Origin of the sequence: Rouxiella aceris, from assembly GCF_012933545.1 — a bacterium.
GTDB classification, from domain to species: domain Bacteria; phylum Pseudomonadota; class Gammaproteobacteria; order Enterobacterales; family Enterobacteriaceae; genus Rouxiella; species Rouxiella aceris.
In genome coordinates, this window is sequence record NZ_JAADJU010000009.1 from 59926 (window position 1) to 81187 (window position 21262).

Consider the following 21262-nt stretch of genomic DNA (forward strand, 5'->3'; position numbering starts at 1 on the left):
TTTTATGAAAACATATAGCATTGAAATTATAACTCTTTCAGACTCAAACTCCGACTCATTCTTAATAAAGTTATTAGGTGATGTTAAAAATAAATACATTCTTATTGATGGTGGATTGAGGGGGAATGGAAAAAAATCTTTAGAGATAGTGAGTGATGTTTTTAATAATAACGAAGTGATTGACCTCGTTATTTTGACTCATGTTGATTTAGACCATGTTAATGGTCTTTTGTCTATATTCGAAAGCGATATTGTTACTTCTGAAAATATAGGTGGTGTACTTTTTAATGTCCCTCATAGTGAAATTGAAATTAATGCAGTAAAAGAAAAGGCAAGTCAATGTGGATATAAAGAAGGAAATAAACTTCTAGAGTTGATTCTGAAGAAAAATATAAATATTTTCAAGGCGGTAAGCGGCTCCAGTTATCATATTGATAATGATGTTTCAATAGAGATTATTGCTCCTACACAATCTGCATTGGATATAGACCATTTTAATTGGCGCAACACAAACATTGGACATGATGAAAGTGAGGACTATAATAAAGAGAGTTTGCTAAAAGAAAAACATGTAGAAGATACCAAACCTCAGAATGTCTCAAGTATAGTTTGTCTAATTAGTTTCGATAGTAAGGTAATGTTATTTACTGGTGATAGCGTTCCTAGTCAAATTTTAAATGCGGTTAAAGAACCTAGAGCAGTAAATTTTTTCAAAATACCTCATCATGGTAGTAAATATAATATAACATCTGAATTGTTAGAAAAGTTTCCTTCTCCGCTATATCTAATTCCTGGGAATAGGGCTTCGTATCCAAATTTTTATACTATTGCGCTATTAGATGAAAAGGCGCCATGCTCTCAAGTTTATGTACCGAAAGGTAGCTGGGTTCATGCAGATAGGTATAAAGATAGAATAAATTTATCCTTCATTTCATATGAAGCAGGCTCAAGGATTTTATTATGAGTGAGGATATTGGATCTTTGCGTGCCTCACTTGTGCAGGTGAGATCTACACTTACTGGCAGTGGTGTTTGGGTAAATTTAGGTGTTAATGATCATTCATATGTTTTTACAGCCAAGCACAATATCGATGCTGATTGCATAGAAGTTTATAACTTCAAAGGAGAGAAGTTAGATGCTAATTATATTGGTCCTCTAGGTGAATTAGATATATCGATAATAAAAATAAATAGTAGATGTGATAATACTATAAAATTATCGTTGGATAAATCTTCTGACCTTGGCACTGATTCGAAATGCTGGATACTGGGGTATCCTAAAGCATTGCTCAAAACATCTGACAATAAAGATATTTGTCACTCCGGCACTATTTTAATCGATCATGGTGATATTTTTTTCAGAATTGATGAGAATTTGCCTCATGATTTTGACAGAGATCACATTGATGGATTTTCAGGCGGACCAATACTCGAGGTTAATAATGGATCTATATATTTAAAGGGTATAATCACTAATTCTTATGATAATAATTTTTCTTATCCAAGAATTAAAGGTGTGAAATTATTTGATATTTATGATGCTCTTCCTGAAACAATTAAAGACGAGATGGATTGTGAAGATTATGTTCAAAATCTTATTGAACCTTCGATTGAAGCTCTTCAAGGCCATATTGGGAATTACCTTTTAGACGGTGACTTTAGTACTAAGCTAAGAAGAATTGATTTAAATGTTCTTTTAAGTTGTAAATATTTTTATTTGCCAGATGATATGCCTAAATTAACACAACACAATGCTCTATTGAGAAATAATGAATCAATAACATCATACTTACACTCACGGATTCTATCTATGATTATAGATGAGGAGATTACTAATATCTCTATGAATCCAACGTTTTTTGAAGGTGAAAAGGTTTTTACTATTCATACTACTAATTTTACAGAAAAATCTACACTAATTGCTAAGCTTATTACGCAAGATATTAGCTTGGAATATGCTAATGCCAAAATATTGATAATATCTCCAAATGATAGCGACGACTTAAGTTTTGTCCAAAGAGACCGTATATATAAAGTGATAGCAAATTATGCAGAAGGCAAAGAACCTGAGTTATATTCAGAAAATTTCCCCTTTAACAGGAAGAAGATACTCAGAGATTTTTTAGAAACACGTAAAAAAGAAGGAGTGAAGTTTTCAATTTTAAATATTAAGTTTTTAATGAAAATGATTATAGATCATATTGATAATAGACTATATGGTGAAAAATATGATAAAGACCTTCTTAAGCAAGAAATTGCTAAGGTGCTAAGATTGTATGAATAAAATAACTAATAATGACTTAAAATTTGAGGACGTTGATGAGGCAAATAAATTTGTTTCAAAATATAATATTATTCTATTTCAGGACGATGATGATGTGATTATCTGTTATCAATCTTCATCTGAAAAAATAAGGGAACTTTGGGGAAGTGTTGTAGAGGATCTTGCTTATTATTTTCAGTCTAATCTTATTGATGATATTTTGTCAAGGAATTTACTTTTAGTATTTTGTGCAAACGATGATATTGATATCAACACAAAAAAAGAAATTCAATCTAACACATATTGCTGTAGAAAGATTGCGCGAAGTAAAGTTAGTGATCTTGAAGGTGCTATAAAAGATTTGATTTTTTTTGATACGACAATTCAGGGAGTTGTAAACACGTCTTCTTTGAGTATTTTAATTAAAGAAAGACATCCTGAGGTATTTAACTTATTGAGTGTAAAAGATGAAACCAAATAAGATTAAAAGAATAACATTAGATAGTTTTAGAGCATTCCCTTCTACTAAGACATTGAGCTTTGAACATGGTGAGTCAGTTGCGGATATAGTAGTCATATATGCTGCGAATGGAACTGGAAAAACTAGTACAATCGAAGGCGTAGAGTGGGCGACAACAGGGAAAATTTCCAGAATAGACAATATTATAGCAAACATAACATCACGGAACCGTAATCCGAAAGAAGGAAATATATTAAAAAATAGACAAAGTGGTCTTTATCAAGCAACTGTAACAGTTGAGCTCGAGAATGGAGATTGTATTCTCAGGAAGACTAAACCTAAATCAAGTAGGAATCATGATTACTGCAGTGGAATTCTAGAATCAACAGTAAAAGATGCAGAGAAATTCAATAATAACATTCTTAGCCAAGGTGCTATCAATAGATTTTCTTATGAAGCGAGTAATGGAAACTTATTTAATTCATTGATTAATAGTAAAGGTAATTCAGGAGATATTGAGGTTTATACTCAGTTGAATACGATAAAAACAAAGTTAGAGAGTAATAATGGAGAAAAGAAAACTGAGATTTCATTATTAAATAAATTAATAAAAGATGAAGAGAAATCAATAAATGAATTAAAAGAAAGAAATATAAATAATAGTAATTTATCCGCTTCTGAGGAGTATGGTTTATTTAGAGATAACTTTATATCTTATCGTGATATATCGGAAATGAATGCTAATGATATTGCCAATTATATCTCGGAATTAGTTGTTACCTTTAAATCTCTAAAGGTAAAGCTTTTAGAGTTCGATATTGATTTATATAAAAAATATTCACGTGAAGCATATCTTGCTAAAAAAATTATTGAATGTCAGAATGAGGTTGTGAGAAATAAAACCTATGAAAACGAATTATTAATTGATTTAAATAAAGTTAAAAGAGATATTCAATGGAATGGTTTATTTATTGATGCCGATAATTTAGATGTATTGAATAATCAAACTCTCCTTTTCAACGAATTTTCAAAAGATATTATTAAGCATGAGAATAAAGTATCTAAACTAAGTAGTGTCTATAATAATATATATAATAACTCATTAAACATAAATGTTGATGAACTGAGAGATAAAGAAAATAAAATACATCTTTCAAAAGGCATTATAATGTCCTTGTTTGGTGATTTGTATGAGAAAGAATTTATTCTAGAACATGAAAAAAATATTACTAGTAAAATAGATTCTGCATTGTCAACAATTGTCGAAAAGAGAGACTCTTTATCTAAAACAGTTTTTATCAATGAAAATACTGAATTGAGCTATGTGAAAGAGTTTAATAAGAAGTCATTTGAACTTGATAATTTAAATATTAAATTATTGGAGCTCACAAGAGAGAAAGAAAAAATAAAATCATTTGAAGAGAAATTGGTTATTATAAAGTCTTATGTTGTTGATGTAATTAATGACAAGAAATTATCTAATTGTCCTTCATGTGGGACGAAATTTGAAAATATGACGTCATTAATGGAGGCTGTTAATAATATCAGTACTGATTCAGAGGCATTAGTTGATGGAGCAATTGGGACCTTAACTAAAACAAAGAGTGAGATTGCTCTAGATGTTGATAGGCTAAACAAGATTATAGAAACATTAACCTCTAAGCAAAAAATTAAGTACTCCAATGATATTAATATTTTGATAGGACGAAAGGAGCATGTCGTTCAACTGTACTCTTTACTTTCTTCCCTCAAAGTACAATATGTTAATGTGAAATTAAGTAGTATCCAAATCCAGTTAGATGAAATATTGCTTAAGTTGAATAAAAAGATCTCTGTCAATTTAAGAAAGAAAGAAAAATATACTAAATGGACTGTTAATATTAATAGTCTTATTAAGAATCAATATTCTGCTATAAGTGAGAAAAAAATTAAACTTAATGGTATTACAAGTCTTTGCTTTGAGAAGTACGGATTGGATATGGATGGTCTTATTCTTAAGCTTTGTTCTGGTCATGTTACTCTCTTTGAAAGGGAAAATTTAATTACATTAGAAAAAAAATTAGCTAGAGATTTGGATAGTATTAATTCTTCTTTGTTATCCATGAATGGTGTCATTTCTAAATTGTATTCGAATAGTGGCTTTAGTCATGATCTAGAAATTAACAAATATTTAGAGTCTTCTTTATTTTCAAAAAAAACAATTCGGTCTAATTATAACTATATCAAAAAAAACATTAAGGCATATGTGATTTCAGATAATTTTTATTTCACTGAAATGGTCACAAGCATTGAAGAGAAATTTTCTACATATTTGCAAAGCATGCAATTGGAAAAAAATATATCGGACAAGAAACAAAAGATAGCTGAATATGAAGAACAGCGTAATCTTAAAATAGATGAATTTGACGATGATGCTAATAAATTGTCTAAAGTTAATGCATCTTTAGTTGATGCAATGGAGTATTTCTCTGAGTTGGCTAGTAGCAGTATAAATAATGATATTTTGAACGATATGTTTATGTATGTAGAACCGCATTTGAAGTATGATAAAATAACTTTCAAAGTGGATTTAAATGGTAATAACAAAGGCATATATATACAAACTCATTCTGATGCGAATAATGAAAGCACTACGCCAATTTATTATTTAAGTGAAGCGCAAATCAACATACTATCGATATGTATTTTTCTTGCTAACCATGCGAGAAAAATAGATTTTGGGATTAATTCAATAATAATTGATGATCCTGTCCAAAGCATGGATGATTTAAATAGCTATGCTCTAATTGACTTATGCAAGCTTTTTACTAGAAGATTTAAAAAACAGATCATAATAACAACCCATAATAGAAGTTTTTTTAATTTATTCAAGGATAAATTACCAGAGTCAAGATATTCAACTAAATATATTACCTTGTAAAGGTAAGCATAAAATAGGGATTTATCATAGTGGCTATATTGATTGGTTTTACCCAAAATTAATATGTAACGGCCAGTTAAAAGCCAGCCAAAACAGTAGGTTTTCGTGCCTATCCTAGTAGGCGCTAAAACCTATTTAGTAGTTGCGCACCTAATTTACCAATAGTAAACATCTGGGCGTCGATCCGGCATCCACATAATACTCTCTGGATCGTATCCAGCAAGTATCCGCCATTCATTTAATCGGTCATCAGCACGCCGATGTTTGGTCGTAAATATACGGTTCCACCATCCAGGGTTAGCACCGATCCAACATGATGGCGGATGCCTATTATATTTAGGCGTTCCAACCGGGGTGCGGTCTTTTCGTGTATTGAATGTGCTCATATGAACCTCTGTAGATTATGTTATCTACAAGGTGTCAAGAGCCTCCAGATTGCGATTACATTTTTGCATTTCATCCCCAGGGTATTTTAATTCTCCCATACTTTATATACGTCAAATGTGCTGAGTGTTGCAACAACGAAACCTCGGAATCGGCTCGTTTTTTAGTGAGCTGTGGAAAATGTTGAGCATCAGGTCTTCATCATCTTTGTAAAAAATTCGAACCTAAAAGTATGTAAAATTTACAAAAATATTTACATTAATGACAGGTTTATTTATCTAACTGATTGTATTAAAGTGTTATTTTAATAAATGTATGATTGTTAGGTAATTAGAACCGTTCTGATCCCGCTGCCTTAAGGTAATAGATTGGTTTTGCGTGCAAGCCCCGTTGATCGGGGCTTTTTTTATGGGCTAAATACCAATTTAATAACATACGTCAGCTTTAGTCTTTAGTTTATAGCGCAATAAATATCGCTGCGGCGATACCGGCAAACAGGACCCATTTGATTAAATAATAGAGCGTACGATCCCAGGCTTTTAAGCGCTTACCGACTTTGCGTATGGCATAGATATATTTAAACAGCTTATTTACGCCGCCGGTGCGATCGCCTGGTTCGTTGGGGGCTGTGGCGGCGCTCATCAGATTGCGGCCTAGCCAGTGATTGACCCGTTGTGCCCAGCGATAACGCATAGGTCGTTCAATATCGCAAAACAGAATCAGCCGGTTTTGTCCGCTTTTGTTTTCCGCATAGTGCAGGTAGGTCTCGTCAAATAATACCCCTTCACCATCACGCCAGCTGTAGCGTTCGCCGTCTACCTCAATAAAACAGCGATCGTCATTCGGGGTGATCAGCCCCAGATGATAGCGCAGGGAACCGGCATAAGGATCGCGGTGACGCGGCAGGCGACTGCCGTCAGGCAGTTCGGCAAACATTGCCGCTTTAACCATCGGCAGTGTGCGCAATAAGGCGGTAGTTTGTGGGCAAAGGGTCATCGCCGAAGGATGGTTATCTTCGTACCATTTTAGATAGAAGCGTTTCCAGCCGGTTTTAAAGAAGGAGTTAAAACCGGCATCGTTATACTGGTCGGAAGCTTTGATCTGCTGGATAGCCATCAACTGCCGACCTTCATCACGGATGGTTTGCCAGTTTTCTTGCAGCAAGCTCAGGTCGGGGAACTGTTCAGGCCGCAAATAGGGCGTCGTCGGCGCGCGTGAGAACAGATACATAAAGACATTTAGCGGGGCAGTAAATGTTGAATGATCGGAAAGTTGGCGCCAAAAGCCATAGCGAACCTTACCGCGATAATGAATATAGACAACGCATAAAACAAATAGAATTAAAACGATATATTTCATGATATTAATCGCAATAACAAGCCTGCCAAACTGGCAAATAACCCAGATATGCCCTTCTGGAACCCATTTATTATCAACATCAATGCAACTAATTTATTACAAGAAACAAAAATAATGTAGACAAAAAGCAGAGGAAATGGCGAAGAGGGGGCACAAAAAATCAAATGTGTCCCTTAGGCAGGGAACTTGAGGGTGGGCACGCGAAGAGGCAAGAGCCTGGCACCAGGGAGTGAGGGGGCTGGCTGCCTTGTTATTGCAATCCCCGGCCCCGGTTTAGCGACTGTGTTGATGCTAAATACAGTCAGAAAAACAGTCTGACCGGCAAAACAAAAATACTCGTTAAAGCCACATCTCATTAAGATCCATATCGCGCAATTGGGAATGATCGGCAATGGCGACAATGGTGTCATCACAATGCATCGCCGCTAAATCTATGACCTTTTTGCGGATCGGCGCGTGCGTCAGTAGAGAAAAAAACACCTTAACTTTTGGCTGCAACAGGGAGTCTGGGGTGGACTCAGTCACCACCGCCACCCGCCCGGAAGCGAGATTAACCAGCGATCCTACCGGGTAAATACCCACTGATTTAACAAAGGCATGGAACAGCTTCTTGTCAAAGTGTCCCTCCCAGCTGGCCATTTGGCGCATGGCGTCTGCCGGATCCCAGCCCTCTTTGTAGGCGCGGTTTGAGGTGATGGCATCATAGACATCGCAAATGGCCGACATCCGTGCCAGCAGGCTGATTTCTTCGCCTTTCAGGCCGTTAGGATAACCTCGACCGTTGATCTTCTCATGGTGATGCAGTGCGATATCCTGAGCCTCAAATGGCGCACCGCAGGCGGCGAGGATTTGCTGTCCGGCCAGCGGATGCGATCGCATGACATCAAACTCTTCATCTGTCAGTTTGCCTGGTTTATTAATAATATCGGCGGACACTGCCGCTTTACCCATATCGTGCATCAACCCGCCCATGCCGGCCATGCGGATCTGGTCTTCATTCATCCCTATCTGGCGTGCCAACGTCATCATCAAGGCGCAGACAGCAACGGAATGCAGATAGGTATAGTCATCGTGATTTTTAAGACGCACCACGCTAAGTAACGCCGTTGGATGCCGTTGTACTGAATGGTTAATGTCATCTATCAGCGGCAGCGTACTGTCCAGCTCAATGGCATTTCCCAGACGTACCTGGTTAAACATTTCGATGATCAGCGGCTTAGCCGACTGACAGATCAGTCTGGCATTGTCTATTTCGCTGGCCATAACGTTTTGATGGTTGCCGGTAAAGTGAATGCAGCGTTTTTCCTGCTCACTATCCTCCGCTTTTAGGGCGAGACCTTCACCTTTATTAAGATCGATCCATACCTGCTTGTTACCATTCTGAATGATTTCGGCAAGTTCTTCCGGCTTGGTTAGCAGAAATCCATTATTAAGCCGCTGATGTTTTATCCAAAAAACATCCAACTTGTGCACATACATGCCAAGTTGCAGGTCACTGACCGGTATCATTTTGATCACGAAGTGCCTCCTGGGGCAGGGATACCTATAGAGTCTATCGGCAATTGAAATCAAAGCTGTACCAGAAAGATTAAAGTTTAAGCAGGTTGTCACAATTAGAAATGTAACGGCCGAAGTGTACATACAAAACTTTGGCCGCTAACAGCTGGCAATCAGTTAAGCAATTCGAATTTGGTACCTTTCACAACAATTTCACTAAACTGTAGGTGATGCATAAACTCACGCAAAATTAGCAGGGTAGCCGCAAAATCATTGCCATCCGGAATGCCTTCAAAACGCGCAGGGCGACCACTGATCACCAAGGCCAGGCGATCAAAAGTGCGTTCGACGGCGTCGAGCGCCAGGGTCATTTGTTCGTTTTCTGCCACTCCGGCCAAGCGGGCAATGGCGCGAATATCGTTATCTTCGCTGTATAAGCGGGCATCCTGGGGAATATCATGGCGCAGGCGGATAACTTCATCTTCCACCACCATAATGGCGGTTTCTATCTCCTCTGGAGTGGGCGGTTGATGGCGAAAATAGGCCAGCGAGGTTAGCTGAGAGCCGAGGGTTAATACGTGCACCTTTCCCTCGATAGTCACCTGCGTTTCTTCACTGCCAATATGCAGCATTATGGATGATGGGCCAGATATCATAGAGTTGCGCCTCGAGAGCTGTTTGCAGAAAGTCGTCGACTAGCCATTAAATTACTCCGCCCAGGCAAGATTACAATCCTGCTTGGGCGTCCAGGCTATTTTTTGGCAACGGCTATTTGGCTTTGGCGCTTAATCATCAAGATAGCGCAGGTTTTGCTTTGCGCGCTGATCGACCTGCAAGCTGAAGATATCCGGGCGTGCATAGTGGCCAATGGGGTCGAAATCGTAGCGGGCACCGATCAGGTCGTCAGTATTGATCGTTGCGGTCAGCAGGCCGCTTTCACCTATCAGCGGTCCGGCTAAAATATCCCCCAGCGGGCCGACAATCACTGAGCCGCCGTTGATCAGCGGCCGGTCATCGGGCCAGCCTGCAACTTGTCGCCCCAACTGTGCCGGTGAGCCCTGAACCTGACAGGCACTGACCACAAACATCCGACCTTCGTGGGCAATATGGCGCATGGAGCATTGCCAGATCTCCCGTTCATCTACCGTTGGCGCACACCAGATTTCAACACCTTTACCGTACATGGCCATGCGTAACAGCGGCATATGGTTCTCCCAGCAAATGGCACAGCCCACACGCCCGGCGGCGGCATCGACCACCGGCAGGGTTGAACCATCGCCCTGTCCCCAAATCAGTCGTTCGGTACCGGTGGGCATCAGCTTGCGATGTTTGGCTACGACACCCTGGCCCGGTTCGATAAACAGCGATGTGCAGTACAGGGTGGCGCCGCTGCGTTCAATTACGCCGATCACCACGCTGGCGTTGGTGCGGGTAGCCAAGTCCGCCAGCGCCTGGGTTTCGACCCCGGGTACCGTAATGGCCTGAGCAAAATAGTCGGCAAAATCCTGACGTCCTGCGGCTAAACGGTAGCCCAGACGGGTGCCGAAAATTTCTCCTTTCGGGTAGCCGCCCAGCAGCGCTTCTGGCATCACCACCAGGCTGGCACCGGAGGCGAGGATTTTCTCTTCCCAGGATAAAATATTTTCAAGGGTTGCGGCTTTCCCCTGCGGGGAAGAACCGATTTGCAAAGCGGCAACAATAGAGGTTGGCATAAAATTTTCTCGACTCAGTGGAGAGGAGTTTCTATTGTGGTCAACTCCTGACATTAATCCATGCCCATTCTTATATGAGTGATATTGATAATATTAATATCGAAGCCATCGACCTGAACTTACTCAAGGTCTTCGAAGCGCTGCACGAAGAGGGTAGCGCCAGTCGCGCGGCGGTGCGTCTGGGACTGACGCAGTCGGCCGTCAGCGCAGCCCTTGGCAGACTGCGTCGCTTATATGACGATCATCTGTTTGTCCGCACCGGGCGCGGTCTGGCACCGACTCTGCGCGCCAATGAACTTAAACCGCTGGTCAGTGAAGCGCTGGATAAATGTCGGCAAAGTCTGCAGTTGGTTTCCGGTGGGCGGGCCGGTTACGCCGGGCGCTCCCTGAGCCTTGGTCTTTCAGATGATTTTGAACTGGCACTGGGTAAGCAGTTGATCGATCGCCTGGAGCTTGAGATGCCGGGATTGAGGATTGTATTTCGGCAGACCCATAGCCGTATTGTCGGCGATATGTTGCTGGATCGTCAGGTGGATATGGCCATTGCTTCGGGGGGATTTACCTCGGCGGCAATAGGCTGCGAAACGCTCGGTGAGGGGCGCTACGCCTGCCTGCTGGATGCTTGCCAGTCATTGACTGAGGACGAGATCGACAGCCAGCAGCGACTGACGTTGGCCGCCTTTCTCAGCCGCCAGCATCTGCTGGTTTCCTCTGGCGGCTTTATTGGCATGGTTGATGAGGTGTTGATCCCGCAGGGGCTGAAGCGCACGGTCAGAGCGTCGACCACGCACTTCTCCGCGTTACCTTATCTGTTACTGGGTAGCGGGGCGCTGGCGACCATTCCTCTGCATGCGGCCCGCACCCTGGCGGCTTTCCATCCGTTACAGCTGGTTTTGCCACCGATTGCCATGCCGGCTTATGCCATCAATCTCGGCTGGCGACGGGATGCGTTGCGCGATCCGGCGATTGTCAAAATGAAGCAGGTGATTAGCGATATTCTGCTGGCCTTTGACTGGCAAAATGGAACGGCACAGGGGCAGTGATTAACTCGGCGTGGGCGCAGCCTTGCGCCATAACGTTAGCCAGCCCGGGGGAGAAAACATCACCAGATTGCCGAGCAGGATCAGCGCCAGACCGATCACTGACTGGATATGCCATTGATAAGCTTCATAGAAGGTCGATACCGTCAGTGCAACCAGTGGAAAGAGTAGCGTACTGTAAGCCGCTTGGCTGGCACCAATGCGTCCGACCAGCGTGAAATAGATGCCAAATCCCAGCACCGATCCAAACACCGCCAAATAGACCAGTGAACCGAGGTAGGCCGGAGTCCATTGCATGGCAAAGGATGCGCCTTGCAGCAGGCTGACCAGGGCCATAATGGCGGCACCATAGCCCATGGCGTAGGTATTGGTGCTGACAACATCCAATCCCTGCCGCTTATGACGCATACTGATCATATTACCCAATGAGAAACCATAGGTGCCGAGCAGGCTAAGTCCAATACCGGTGAGCAGGCCGGGAGCAAGCTGTGTGGCGCTGAGATCGTGCCAAAACAGGGTGATAATCCCGGCCAGACCCAGTATGGAGGCCGGGAGCAGAGTCGGGGACAATTTCTGGCGAAACCACAGCCAGCCATTGCAGGCATTAAACAGCACCGACATGGAGAAGATCACCGACTCCAGGCCGCTGCTGATATAGGCGGCGGCGTGGTAAAAACAGTAAAAATTAAAGGCAAAGACGCAGCAGCCCTGGGCGATGCAAAATAGATGGTCTTTTAGTGCCAGTTTGCGCAGACGGCCGCTGATCAACAGCACCGCCATCATCAAGACAGCGGCCAGTAAAAAGCGATAGAAAATAGAGACGCTGGCGGCGACCACCCCCTGTTGCAAATAGATGGCAAACCAGGTGGTGCCCCAAATCAGGATCACGGCAAGATAAAGCAAAGCGTTCATGGTGTTGTCCGGTGCGGAGAAAAACAGATTTAGCGTGATTATCCCTGACATCAGCAGGCAAGCACATTCACCCGCTTGCGGTCATTTGCATATTCTTGCGGTTTTTTATCGGCAAAACTGCGGCGGAACTCGCGTGCTACCCCGCAAAAACATTACACTGTCGCTATTCATTGATCGGGAAGTCGCGCTATGACCAGGCAGTATCAGGCGTTCGAAACGCTTAAAAAGCATCAGGCTGTGTTGCACGATACTGTGCGGCTGGGCTCTGGCATGCAGTTGGCAGCCTGGTCGAATAAAAATGATTGCGTCACCCAGGAAGATCCCGACCACCATACCCTTAGCCTGTATATTGCCGACGGCTACGAGTGTTACCACAAAACCCGCGCAGGCTGGCATAACGGTGGCGGTCCCGACCGTTTTTGCCTGATGCCAAAACATAATATCTCCAGTTGGGATGTGCGCGGCGCGCTGTCGTTTGTCCATCTCTACTACACCGACGATCATCTGCGCCAGGTGATTGAACAAACCTGGGACCGCAGCCCGGCAAGTATTCAGGTGGCGGAGCAGGTTTTTAACGAAGATCGGCAAATTACCCAGCTTTATCGCCATTTTTTGCTCAGTTGCCAATGGCAGGATAACAGCAATCACCTGCTGTTGAGTTCGGCAACCAACCTGTTAGTCACCCATCTGGCGCGACAATATACCCAGTTGCAGTGGTCGTTGCCGCAGGTGCGCGGTGGGCTGTCGCCGTCGGTGCTCAATCGGGTAAAAGAGTATATTCACGGTCATCTCGCCGACCCTTTGTCGCTGGCTGAACTGGCACAGATTGCCGAGTTAAGTGAATATCATTTTGCGCGCATGTTTAAACAGTCGATGGGCATTGCCCCGCATCAATATGTGATGAATGCCCGCCTGATCCGCGCCGAAAGCCTGTTGCGCCACACCGCACTGGATATGACCACCATTGCTCTGGACTGCGGTTTTAGCTCAACCAGCCATTTTAGTCACCGCTTTAAATCTCTACGCGGTATGGCCCCTTCGGCGTTGCGCGCCGAGCTGTTACGTTAAGCGACCAGTTGCAGGTGTAAAAATGCGCAACAGCGCGGAAAACACACTGAAAGCTGGCGAAATTAATGCCCGATCCATCCCCTTAAACCAGATTCGATGCTAGGTTGTTCTTCTGTATACAAGAAGGAGGCTAAGTTATATGTCGTCGTCTGCCCCGCTAATTGAAACATCAAGATTGTTGCTGCGCGGCCATCGTCTTGCCGATTTTGAGATGATTGCTGCGCTTTGGTCCGATGCGGAGATGGTGCGTTTTATTGGTGGCGTTCCCTCTTCCCGCGAAGCCAGCTGGAGCCGTTTTTTACGCTATCTTGGGCATTGGACAGCGCTGGGGTTTGGCTATTGGGTAATTTTCGACAAAGCCACAGATCGGTTTGTCGGTGAAATTGGCCTGGCTGATTATCAGCGCGATATGGTGCCGTCAATGGACGGTATGGCCGAAATGGGCTGGGTGCTAAATCCTGAATTCCACGGTAAAGGTTACGCCCATGAGGCCGCGCTGGCGGTGCTGCGCTGGGCCAGTCAGCAGCTAGACCGGCAACTTTGCTGCATCATTGCGCCAAATAATACCCCTTCACTGCATCTGGCAACCAAGCTGGGCTTTGTGGCGCAGTGTGATACCTATTATCAGGGGGCTGAGGTACGACTCTTTACTCGCCCCGTTGACGGAAAGCAAACAGCAGAACAGGCTGGTGGAGAATAGAGACTATGTTGAAAATTTTGGGTAAATCCTCGTCGATTAATGTGCGTAAAGTATTGTGGACCTGCCATGAGCTGGGTCTGGATCACACTCAGGAAGAATATGGTTCAGGTTTTCAGTCAACAGACACTGCCGAATTTAAGGCTTTAAATCCCAATGGGCTGGTGCCGGTGCTGCTTGACGGCGATTTTGTGCTGTGGGAGTCCAATACCATCTGCCGCTATCTGGCGGCACGCGAAGGCCGTGATGATTTGCTGCCACAACAGCCACAGCAAAGAGCCAGGGTTGAGCAATGGATGGATTGGCAGGTCAGCGACCTGAATAATTCATGGCGTTATGCCTTTATGTCGCTGGTGCGGCAAAGTCCCTTGCATAGCGATGCCGATCTGCTGGCTGCCAGTATCAAACAATGGAATAGCCATATGCAGATTGTCGAACAGCAATTACAGCAACAAGGGGATTATCTGCTGGGCGACCATTTTACGCTTGCAGATATTGTGCTCGGCGTATCGGTTAATCGCTGGATTATGACGCCGATAGACAGGCCAACGCTGCCAGCGGTGTTTGCTTACTACGAGCGTTTGAACCAGCGTGAGGGCTATCAGCTGTACGGGCGTAATGGCATGCCATAACCATCACAAGTCACAGGGAGCGTTGGCTACCTGTGACTTGCCATCTGGTACCGCCGAGAGGCTGTGCCGCGCCAGGGGGGAAATGATGTAAAAAAACTAATAAGATTAACTTTAATTTAACTTATTTGAAGTCAACCATCATCAGTTCAGGAATTGATAATCCACGGGTGGTGTTGACACATTTATCGATATAGGTGGTAAAAGGCATTGGCCGCGGCATACCCATATCTAATAAGCGTTGATTATCAAATTTCACATTGAGCTCTGCAAAGCCGCCATACAATTTTATCGCACGCAGAATGATTTTATCATTACACGGACCAAGAATATCTTTAAATTGCTTGCGGCTGCCGCTCATTTCTTCATAGCTAACTTGCTGGTAATCATTAATAATCGCTGAAGTATTATTTGCTTTTGCCACAAATTCATCAATGGCATAAAAAGGCGTACAGCGTTCTTCACCGCAAGAAATATGATAAAAACTATGTTTTATAGTTGCGCTCAGACATAGGTTAACCAACACCATGGCGCAATAATCTACCGGGATGACGTCAATGGAATCATTAAGCTGGCAAGTGAATTTCTTCAACTTGAGAGCCATCAAAAATACCCAGAAAATACTGCTGGAGGGACGACATCCAAGCTGGGTATGGCCAACAATAATCGAAGGTCTGGCCACCACAAAAGGTAGGGTTGGGCAGTGTTCGCGGATAAGATTTTCAATAGCACGCTTGGATGCCGTGTACTGTACCAGGTCTTCATTGTGCTCGTTATCTGGCATATCTTCGTAAAAAACGCTGTCTTTATCCGGCATTGATGCCATGGCGGTACCAACGTGAATAAAACGTTGCAGGCCAGTGACTTTCGCCATACGTTTGGCAAAGGCCAGTGAGCCATCAACATTGACGCGCCAGAGAGCAGGGTTGTTGCCAAATGAAGCAATCGCTGCGCAATTGATAACATGCGTAATATTGTCGAGACGACTATCCTGAGTAAAACCATCAGGTTCAGACAAATCGCCAACCAATATATTGGTTTCACTTAGCGAGCTAAGTTGTTCTGCGGTTAATCCAAATTTCTCAAGATTATTTTTAATTCTTGCCAAGCCAGCTAATGGTGTTTCAGCACGAACGAGCAGCAGCAAATTAATATCTTTTCCCTGATATTGACGCAAAAGATACTCGACAACAGCTCCGCCAACAAAGCCAGAGGCGCCGGTAATTAATATGCTTTTCATTATATATTTCTTAACAAGTAACAAAGGTTGGACAGTATCACCTCTTTACTAAACCATTCATATACAAATTGGTGAATTAAATAAACGGCGAGTAAACAAGGTGAGATATTTTTTAATGTTTTTAAGTTAAGGATTTATTAATAATTTGGGGGGTATTCCTGCTGATTAGTCACCATGCTTATTATTTTGCCTGACAGAGGCATGTTGTCTGGTGTGTTTTTTTTAACCGAAAATACTGCTATTGATGAACGCTGCGGGCGGCTGCAAACGAGGCGTTAAGTGACGCTGTTAGCGCGTAGCGAAAGATCTCTGACTGGAAAGTATGCAGTGAGGTATGACTACGATAAACTGGAGGTTATGGCCCTGGTTGCAGGATGGCAGCCGAATCGCAAAAGTTTGGGAGGACAAATGTAGAACCGCGGCGTTTGATGCCGATAAGTCTCTTGCAGAGATAACCATTCGGTTGCATTAAATCATTCAAAAAATGAAGCTTTTTGCCTTCATTTTGTTTTGATATAAGGAATATTGTGCGGGGTGATTCCCTCGCGCGCATAAATAAGGTACAAGGCTGCATGAAAATCCCAAATAGAATCCAACCTCTGGTGGATGACGGCCTGATCGATGATGTGGTCCGTCGACTGAAAAGTGGCAAAGAAGCCGACGTTTACACCGTGCTCTGCGGTGAGGAAATCCGCTGCGCCAAAGTTTATAAAGAGGCAACGCAACGTAGCTTTAAGCAGGCAGTTCAGTATCAGGAAGGGCGTAAAGTGCGTAACAGCCGCAGTGCGCGTGCGATGCAGAAAGGCTCCCGATTTGGCCGCAAGCAACAGGAAGAGACCTGGCAGACTGCCGAAGTTGATGCCCTGTTTCGCCTGGCCAATGCCGGCGTGCGTGTTCCGCAACCCTATATCTGTCTTGATGGTGTGCTGCTGATGGAGTTGATCACCGACAGCGAAGGGCTGGTGGCTCCACGGTTAAGTGACGTCACCTTCACCCCGGAAGAGGCGCGGGAAGGACATGATATTATGATCCGTAATATTGTGCGTATGCTTTGCGCCGGTATTGTTCACGGTGACTTGTCAGAATTCAACGTGTTGCTTGATGCACAGGGACCGGTGATTATCGACTTGCCGCAGGCGGTCGATGCCTCGGCCAATAACCATGCCGAATCCATGTTTGAGCGCGATGTGAATAATATGACCGATTTTTACGGTCAGTTTGCGCCAGAACTGCTGAAAACTCGCTATGCCAAAGAGATCTGGGCGTTGTATGAAGAAGGGAAACTCACGCCAGAAAGTGTGCTGACCGGCGATTTTGCCGAAGACACCCACACCGCTGACGTGGATTCACTATTAGACGAGATCACTGCCGCAGAAGACGAGTACTACGATCGCCAGCGCGCGCTGAAAGAAAGGGACTAAGGCCTTTCTGCAAATCCTTCCCGACGCAAATATTCCTGTGCCGTTGTCGACAAGATAAATTCTGACAGCGGTGCGGCTTTGGCGCTGCACTGCGCAAGTGCATAATCTGCTTGTATATTGTCCTCCTCGGGTATCGCTATCAGTTGTAAATCGGCACATGCCGCCAGCCGACGGCCATAGCTGGCATAGCCAATAAACATATCGCACTGATTGCTGCGGATCAGCCAGGCCGCCGCCAGTTCCCCCTCCGGGACTGGCGCGCTTTGTGCTCCGCCCACCAAAGGTAACGCCAACTGGCGCAGTTGCTCCCCCAGTCCGGGATGCTGCTGCTCAAGGCGAGCAAACAGCTGCCAGGCATAGTCACCTGAGGGATCGGCCAGCGGGGTTGAGGTACCGACCCTCAGGGTGCGGTCGCGCAGATACTCCAGCCAGTCGCTGTGCTCAGGCTTAAGCCCTCGGCGTACGGTCAGACAGAGCCGGTTACTGGTAAAGCTGGCGATACCTTGCGCCAGCCCCTGGGCTAACAGACTTTGCGGATGTGCCAGATTGGCAGAAGCAAAGAGGTCAACAGACTCCCCTTGTTCAATGCGCTGGCGTAAAAGCCCTGCCGGACCGAACTGACTGTGAACGGCAATGCCGGTCTGTTGCGTAAAGACCTGCATCAAAGGCCGCCATACCGAGCGCAGGCTGCCGGCGGCCAGGACATTGAGCGAGAGTACATCCATCAGGCTTTTGGCTCTGTGCTGGCGGAGAGGGCGCTGGCTGGGGCGACATATTGCGTGCGATAGAAGCGCTGGTAGTAGGCATCGGCCTGTTTCTGCATATCAATATCGCTAAACTGCTGCGGATAGAGTTTTTTCGCCATCCACAGTTCACCAATGGCCAGCGCTTCCGGCATTGGATATCCCCAGGCTTTGGCGTATTCCGGCATCAGATAAACGCGGTGATTTTTGACGGCTTCAATGACCTGCCATTTGGGATCATGGAGGATCGTACCGACGACCTCAGGGTAACGATCCTGCACAAAGATCACCTGCGGATCCCAGGCAATAACCTGTTCCAGGCTAACTTGTTTAAATCCTTTTACCGTCGATTCTGCGACGTTAAGCGCCCCGGCGTGATGCATCATCAGCCCGGTATATTTGCCGGAACCGTAGGTGGTCAGATCCGGATTGGCCATATACACCCGCACTCGCTGCTGCGGCGTGACCGATTGCAGACGATCGCTGACCCACTTGCGTTGGGCAAAGGTATAATCGACCAGGGCTTCGGCCTGTTTTTGCCGATTAACCACTTCGCCAATCAGACGGATGCCGGTTTTTAAACCCTGGTTATAGGCCTGCTCTTCGTTGCTCATCTCGGGATTCATTTTTGCCGCTTCGCCGGGGCGATCTTCACGTAATGAAACGGCGATCACCGCAATACCGGTGTGGCTGATCTGGTCGATCATCTCCTGGGGAGCATAATTGGTGACAAACACCACCTGCGGATGCAGGGCCACCAGGCTTTCCAGATCAACATGCGTCAAATCGCCCAGTGCCGGGGTGTTGACCAGACTGGGGGCCAGGCGCACGTAGCTGTCGCCTAATTGCTGTTTCCAGTTTGACAGTACGCCGACGATCTTGCTGCTGGCGTCCAGTTGTACCAACAGATTCAGTGTCTGATGCTGCAACACCACCACGCGATCAACCTGGTCAGGCAGGGTGACCTGGCGGCCCAGCTGGTCGGTCACCTGACGCGACGCCAGAGAAGAAAAAGAACATAAGCTCAGTGCTGTGCCGAGCATGATAACCTTGAGAAATGCGTTCACCGGTAAACCTCGTTATACGTTGTGTAATTTATTATATAACGAGGGCGGTTATATGAATATCGGCAAGATTACTTGCGACCCTCAATCAGCATGCGTACCGCAAGACCACTCAATACGGTGGCCATCAGCCAGCGCTGAATCAAGGTCCATAACGGTCTGCCGGCCAGAAAGGCGGCGATATAGCCAGCCGAGACGGCGATCAGGGCGTTAAAACAGAAGCTAATCAAAATTTGCGTGCTGCCGAGCACCAGTGACTGCATCAGGACTTTTCCCTGTTCGGGCACGATAAACTGCGGCAGCAGGGAAAGATAAAGCACCGCTGTTTTGGGGTTGAGCAGGTTGGTTAGCAGCCCCATGGCAAAGAGTTTTCGCGGATTGTCTTTGGCTAACTGTCGCACCTGAAAAGGTGAGCGTCCGCCGGGGCGAATCGCCTGCCAAGCCATATACAGCAAATAGAGCGCACCACAGAATCTGAGGCTGTCATAAGCAAAGGGCACGGCCATTAATAGTGCAGTAATACCGAGCGCGGCGAACACCATATAAAAAAGGAAACCTACCACTACCCCCCCCAACGAGATAAGCCCGGCCTTTGGCCCCTGACAAAGAGAGCGCGAGATCAGATACAGCATATTGGGTCCTGGCGTCAGTACCAGACCAAGAGCAATCAACATAAAAGGCAGTAGATGGGCGGCATCAGGCATGGTGGCATTCTCCAGTTTTTATCGGGCTTGGAAAAATAAATTCTCTCAAAGTTATAACCTTTCTGCTTTGCCTGGCAAAGTGCTGTCATGTTTTGTTCACCCAATTGGACTCTTTTTGTCATGTGACCATGACAAGTTAATCGCCCGATAATCAATAACCGCCCCTCACTGCGTGAGCATCAAGACGCTGGATGTCTCACCCCCGCTGGATTACTGTGATCACCGCGCATATCAATATCCGGCAAGAGTAGGGCGTATAGCGATCGAGGCAGGCTGGCTACTGCGGCATAGCGGCAGGGTCACTTCGGTCGTGGGCATAAGACAGAGAGCATGAATCATGAAAAGCGAAATTTCCGAGCGACTGCGGATTGCCAGTCAGATTGCCGCCCAGGCGGCGGAGCTGGCGCTGGATTATTTTTCCCGCCGCAGCGAAATAGATGTTAGCAGTAAACGTCCCCAGGATTTTGTCTCCGTCGCCGATGTGGCGGTGGAAACCTTTATCCGCCAGCAGTTGCAGCACTATTTTCCCGAGGATGCGATCATTGGTGAAGAGATGGGCGGCCAGTTGGACGATAGTCCCTGCTGGGTGATCGATCCCATCGATGGCACCTCCAATTTTCTGCGCGGCTCCCCGCTATGGGGCGTTTCGCTGGGGCTGGTTGAACAGCGTCGGCCAGTGATCGGCGTGGTGGCATTACCGGTACTCAATGAACTCTTTGCCGCAGAAACTGGCCGCGGTATCTTCCTCAATGGTCAGCCTTTTACTCGCGATAATCGTTTTGCCGATGTGCAGATTGTCTCGCTGGGTGACAGCGCCGACGATCAGTTGGGCGAAGCCGCGGCCTTCTATCGCGGTCTGCGTGAGGCCAACTGGTCGGTACATTGTTATCGCTGTACTACCGTCGGCATGGTATTTGCTGCCAAAGGGGTGACCGAAGGCCATATACAACGTCGTACCACCCTGTGGGATATCGCCGGTGGCGCGGTGCTCTGTCAGGAAGCGGGACTGGAAACCGTCGTGAATTTCGGATCCCAGGGGATTCGCCATTTGTCGGTTGCCGCCGCGACCCCGGCATTAATGGCTGCGGTTAAACCGCTGTGGCCCGATCTGGCACCACGTTAAGCGAAACGGGCGGCAAGTACGCCGAAT

The 21262-nt window shown here is 45.4% G+C and carries 19 protein-coding genes; 10 read left to right on the top strand and 9 right to left on the bottom strand.

Annotation, left to right across the window (positions count from 1 at the left end):
* Positions 1-4 precede the first annotated feature (4 nt).
* The 4 genes from GW590_RS16880 to GW590_RS16895 are packed head-to-tail and all read left to right on the top strand — an operon-like array spanning position 5 to position 5642.
* Positions 5-964: a ComEC/Rec2 family competence protein gene (locus GW590_RS16880; RefSeq protein ID WP_169404250.1), complete on the top strand. Its 960-nt coding sequence runs from the start codon at positions 5-7 to the stop codon at positions 962-964.
* The gene (locus tag GW590_RS16885; protein ID WP_169404251.1) at positions 961-2283 is read left to right on the top strand and encodes a trypsin-like peptidase domain-containing protein; all 1323 of its coding nucleotides are present in this window, start codon (positions 961-963) and stop codon (positions 2281-2283) included. The genes GW590_RS16880 and GW590_RS16885 overlap by 4 nt, the downstream gene beginning before the upstream one ends.
* Positions 2276-2743: an ABC-three component system middle component 1 gene (locus GW590_RS16890; protein WP_169404252.1), complete on the top strand. Its 468-nt coding sequence runs from the start codon at positions 2276-2278 to the stop codon at positions 2741-2743. The genes GW590_RS16885 and GW590_RS16890 overlap by 8 nt, the downstream gene beginning before the upstream one ends.
* The gene (locus GW590_RS16895) at positions 2730-5642 is read left to right on the top strand and encodes an AAA family ATPase (protein ID WP_169404253.1); all 2913 of its coding nucleotides are present in this window, start codon (positions 2730-2732) and stop codon (positions 5640-5642) included. Before GW590_RS16890 ends, GW590_RS16895 begins: the two co-directional genes overlap by 14 nt.
* Before the next feature lie 840 nt (positions 5643-6482).
* On the opposite strand, the gene lpxO is transcribed toward GW590_RS16895, so the two are convergent.
* The 4 genes from lpxO to GW590_RS16915 all read right to left on the bottom strand — a co-directional run bounded on the left by lpxO (position 6483) and on the right by GW590_RS16915 (position 10594).
* The gene (gene lpxO, locus GW590_RS16900; protein WP_169404254.1) at positions 6483-7385 is read right to left on the bottom strand and encodes a lipid A hydroxylase LpxO; all 903 of its coding nucleotides are present in this window, start codon (positions 7383-7385) and stop codon (positions 6483-6485) included.
* A gap of 339 nt (positions 7386-7724) precedes the next feature.
* Complete coding sequence (locus tag GW590_RS16905; RefSeq protein ID WP_211186819.1) at positions 7725-8894, bottom strand: HD-GYP domain-containing protein; 1170 nt, start codon at positions 8892-8894, stop codon at positions 7725-7727.
* A gap of 161 nt (positions 8895-9055) precedes the next feature.
* On the bottom strand, positions 9056-9538 hold the full coding sequence (locus tag GW590_RS16910) for a hypothetical protein (protein WP_211186814.1): 483 nt from the start codon (positions 9536-9538) through the stop codon (positions 9056-9058).
* Positions 9539-9667: 129 nt separating this feature from the next.
* Positions 9668-10594 (bottom strand): carbon-nitrogen hydrolase family protein, encoded by a 927-nt coding sequence (locus GW590_RS16915; protein ID WP_169404256.1) that lies wholly within the window; start codon positions 10592-10594, stop codon positions 9668-9670.
* 74 nt (positions 10595-10668) lie between these two features.
* On the opposite strand from GW590_RS16915, the gene GW590_RS16920 reads away from it, so the two are divergent.
* Entirely contained in the window at positions 10669-11637 is a 969-nt protein-coding gene (locus tag GW590_RS16920) for a LysR family transcriptional regulator (RefSeq protein ID WP_169404257.1), read from the top strand.
* On the opposite strand, the gene GW590_RS16925 is transcribed toward GW590_RS16920, so the two are convergent.
* A complete protein-coding gene (locus GW590_RS16925) occupies positions 11638-12546 on the bottom strand; it encodes a DMT family transporter (RefSeq protein WP_169404402.1) in 909 nt (302 codons plus the stop codon). It lies immediately after the preceding gene.
* A 189-nt stretch (positions 12547-12735) separates the two neighbouring features.
* On the opposite strand from GW590_RS16925, the gene GW590_RS16930 reads away from it, so the two are divergent.
* The 3 genes from GW590_RS16930 (at position 12736) to GW590_RS16940 (ending at position 14943) form a co-directional block, all read left to right on the top strand.
* Complete coding sequence (locus tag GW590_RS16930; RefSeq protein ID WP_169404258.1) at positions 12736-13614, top strand: helix-turn-helix domain-containing protein; 879 nt, start codon at positions 12736-12738, stop codon at positions 13612-13614.
* Between the two features lie 139 nt (positions 13615-13753).
* Entirely contained in the window at positions 13754-14314 is a 561-nt protein-coding gene (locus GW590_RS16935; protein WP_169404259.1) for a GNAT family N-acetyltransferase, read from the top strand.
* 5 nt (positions 14315-14319) lie between these two features.
* Positions 14320-14943 (top strand): glutathione S-transferase family protein, encoded by a 624-nt coding sequence (locus GW590_RS16940; protein ID WP_169404260.1) that lies wholly within the window; start codon positions 14320-14322, stop codon positions 14941-14943.
* A gap of 121 nt (positions 14944-15064) precedes the next feature.
* Here GW590_RS16940 and GW590_RS16945 read toward each other — a convergent pair whose 3' ends face one another.
* Positions 15065-16180 (bottom strand): SDR family oxidoreductase, encoded by a 1116-nt coding sequence (locus tag GW590_RS16945; protein WP_169404261.1) that lies wholly within the window; start codon positions 16178-16180, stop codon positions 15065-15067.
* Positions 16181-16752: 572 nt separating this feature from the next.
* Here GW590_RS16945 and GW590_RS16950 point away from each other — a divergent pair.
* Positions 16753-17601 carry a PA4780 family RIO1-like protein kinase gene (locus GW590_RS16950; protein ID WP_169404262.1) on the top strand — a complete coding sequence of 283 codons (849 nt, stop codon included), beginning with the start codon at positions 16753-16755 and terminating at the stop codon, positions 17599-17601.
* On the opposite strand, the gene GW590_RS16955 is transcribed toward GW590_RS16950, so the two are convergent.
* From GW590_RS16955 to GW590_RS16965, 3 genes are all read right to left on the bottom strand, one after another.
* Entirely contained in the window at positions 17598-18326 is a 729-nt protein-coding gene (locus tag GW590_RS16955) for a substrate-binding domain-containing protein (RefSeq protein ID WP_169404263.1), read from the bottom strand. The genes GW590_RS16950 and GW590_RS16955 overlap by 4 nt on opposite strands.
* Positions 18326-19387, bottom strand: a complete 1062-nt coding sequence (locus tag GW590_RS16960) for an ABC transporter substrate-binding protein (RefSeq protein WP_169404403.1) — start codon at positions 19385-19387, stop codon at positions 18326-18328. Before GW590_RS16960 ends, GW590_RS16955 begins: the two co-directional genes overlap by 1 nt.
* Before the next feature lie 92 nt (positions 19388-19479).
* On the bottom strand, positions 19480-20112 hold the full coding sequence (locus GW590_RS16965) for a LysE family translocator (protein ID WP_169404264.1): 633 nt from the start codon (positions 20110-20112) through the stop codon (positions 19480-19482).
* Between the two features lie 337 nt (positions 20113-20449).
* Between GW590_RS16965 and GW590_RS16970 the strand changes: the two genes are divergently transcribed.
* Complete coding sequence (locus tag GW590_RS16970) at positions 20450-21235, top strand: inositol monophosphatase family protein (RefSeq protein ID WP_211186815.1); 786 nt, start codon at positions 20450-20452, stop codon at positions 21233-21235.
* The last annotated feature ends 27 nt before the right edge of the window (positions 21236-21262 follow it).

What these genes read in the sequence shown, in the direction of transcription:
- GW590_RS16880 (WP_169404250.1), top strand. Translation starts at nt 5, where the DNA reads ATGAAAACATATAGCATTGAAATTATAACTCTTTCAGACTCAAACTCC.
- GW590_RS16885 (WP_169404251.1), top strand. Translation starts at nt 961, where the DNA reads ATGAGTGAGGATATTGGATCTTTGCGTGCCTCACTTGTGCAGGTGAGA.
- GW590_RS16890 (WP_169404252.1), top strand. Translation starts at nt 2,276, where the DNA reads ATGAATAAAATAACTAATAATGACTTAAAATTTGAGGACGTTGATGAG.
- GW590_RS16895 (WP_169404253.1), top strand. Translation starts at nt 2,730, where the DNA reads ATGAAACCAAATAAGATTAAAAGAATAACATTAGATAGTTTTAGAGCA.
- lpxO (WP_169404254.1), bottom strand. Translation starts at nt 7,385, where the DNA reads ATGAAATATATCGTTTTAATTCTATTTGTTTTATGCGTTGTCTATATT.
- GW590_RS16905 (WP_211186819.1), bottom strand. Translation starts at nt 8,894, where the DNA reads ATGATACCGGTCAGTGACCTGCAACTTGGCATGTATGTGCACAAGTTG.
- GW590_RS16910 (WP_211186814.1), bottom strand. Translation starts at nt 9,538, where the DNA reads ATGATATCTGGCCCATCATCCATAATGCTGCATATTGGCAGTGAAGAA.
- GW590_RS16915 (WP_169404256.1), bottom strand. Translation starts at nt 10,594, where the DNA reads ATGCCAACCTCTATTGTTGCCGCTTTGCAAATCGGTTCTTCCCCGCAG.
- GW590_RS16920 (WP_169404257.1), top strand. Translation starts at nt 10,669, where the DNA reads ATGAGTGATATTGATAATATTAATATCGAAGCCATCGACCTGAACTTA.
- GW590_RS16925 (WP_169404402.1), bottom strand. Translation starts at nt 12,546, where the DNA reads ATGAACGCTTTGCTTTATCTTGCCGTGATCCTGATTTGGGGCACCACC.
- GW590_RS16930 (WP_169404258.1), top strand. Translation starts at nt 12,736, where the DNA reads ATGACCAGGCAGTATCAGGCGTTCGAAACGCTTAAAAAGCATCAGGCT.
- GW590_RS16935 (WP_169404259.1), top strand. Translation starts at nt 13,754, where the DNA reads ATGTCGTCGTCTGCCCCGCTAATTGAAACATCAAGATTGTTGCTGCGC.
- GW590_RS16940 (WP_169404260.1), top strand. Translation starts at nt 14,320, where the DNA reads ATGTTGAAAATTTTGGGTAAATCCTCGTCGATTAATGTGCGTAAAGTA.
- GW590_RS16945 (WP_169404261.1), bottom strand. Translation starts at nt 16,180, where the DNA reads ATGAAAAGCATATTAATTACCGGCGCCTCTGGCTTTGTTGGCGGAGCT.
- GW590_RS16950 (WP_169404262.1), top strand. Translation starts at nt 16,753, where the DNA reads ATGAAAATCCCAAATAGAATCCAACCTCTGGTGGATGACGGCCTGATC.
- GW590_RS16955 (WP_169404263.1), bottom strand. Translation starts at nt 18,326, where the DNA reads ATGGATGTACTCTCGCTCAATGTCCTGGCCGCCGGCAGCCTGCGCTCG.
- GW590_RS16960 (WP_169404403.1), bottom strand. Translation starts at nt 19,387, where the DNA reads ATGCTCGGCACAGCACTGAGCTTATGTTCTTTTTCTTCTCTGGCGTCG.
- GW590_RS16965 (WP_169404264.1), bottom strand. Translation starts at nt 20,112, where the DNA reads ATGCCTGATGCCGCCCATCTACTGCCTTTTATGTTGATTGCTCTTGGT.
- GW590_RS16970 (WP_211186815.1), top strand. Translation starts at nt 20,450, where the DNA reads ATGAAAAGCGAAATTTCCGAGCGACTGCGGATTGCCAGTCAGATTGCC.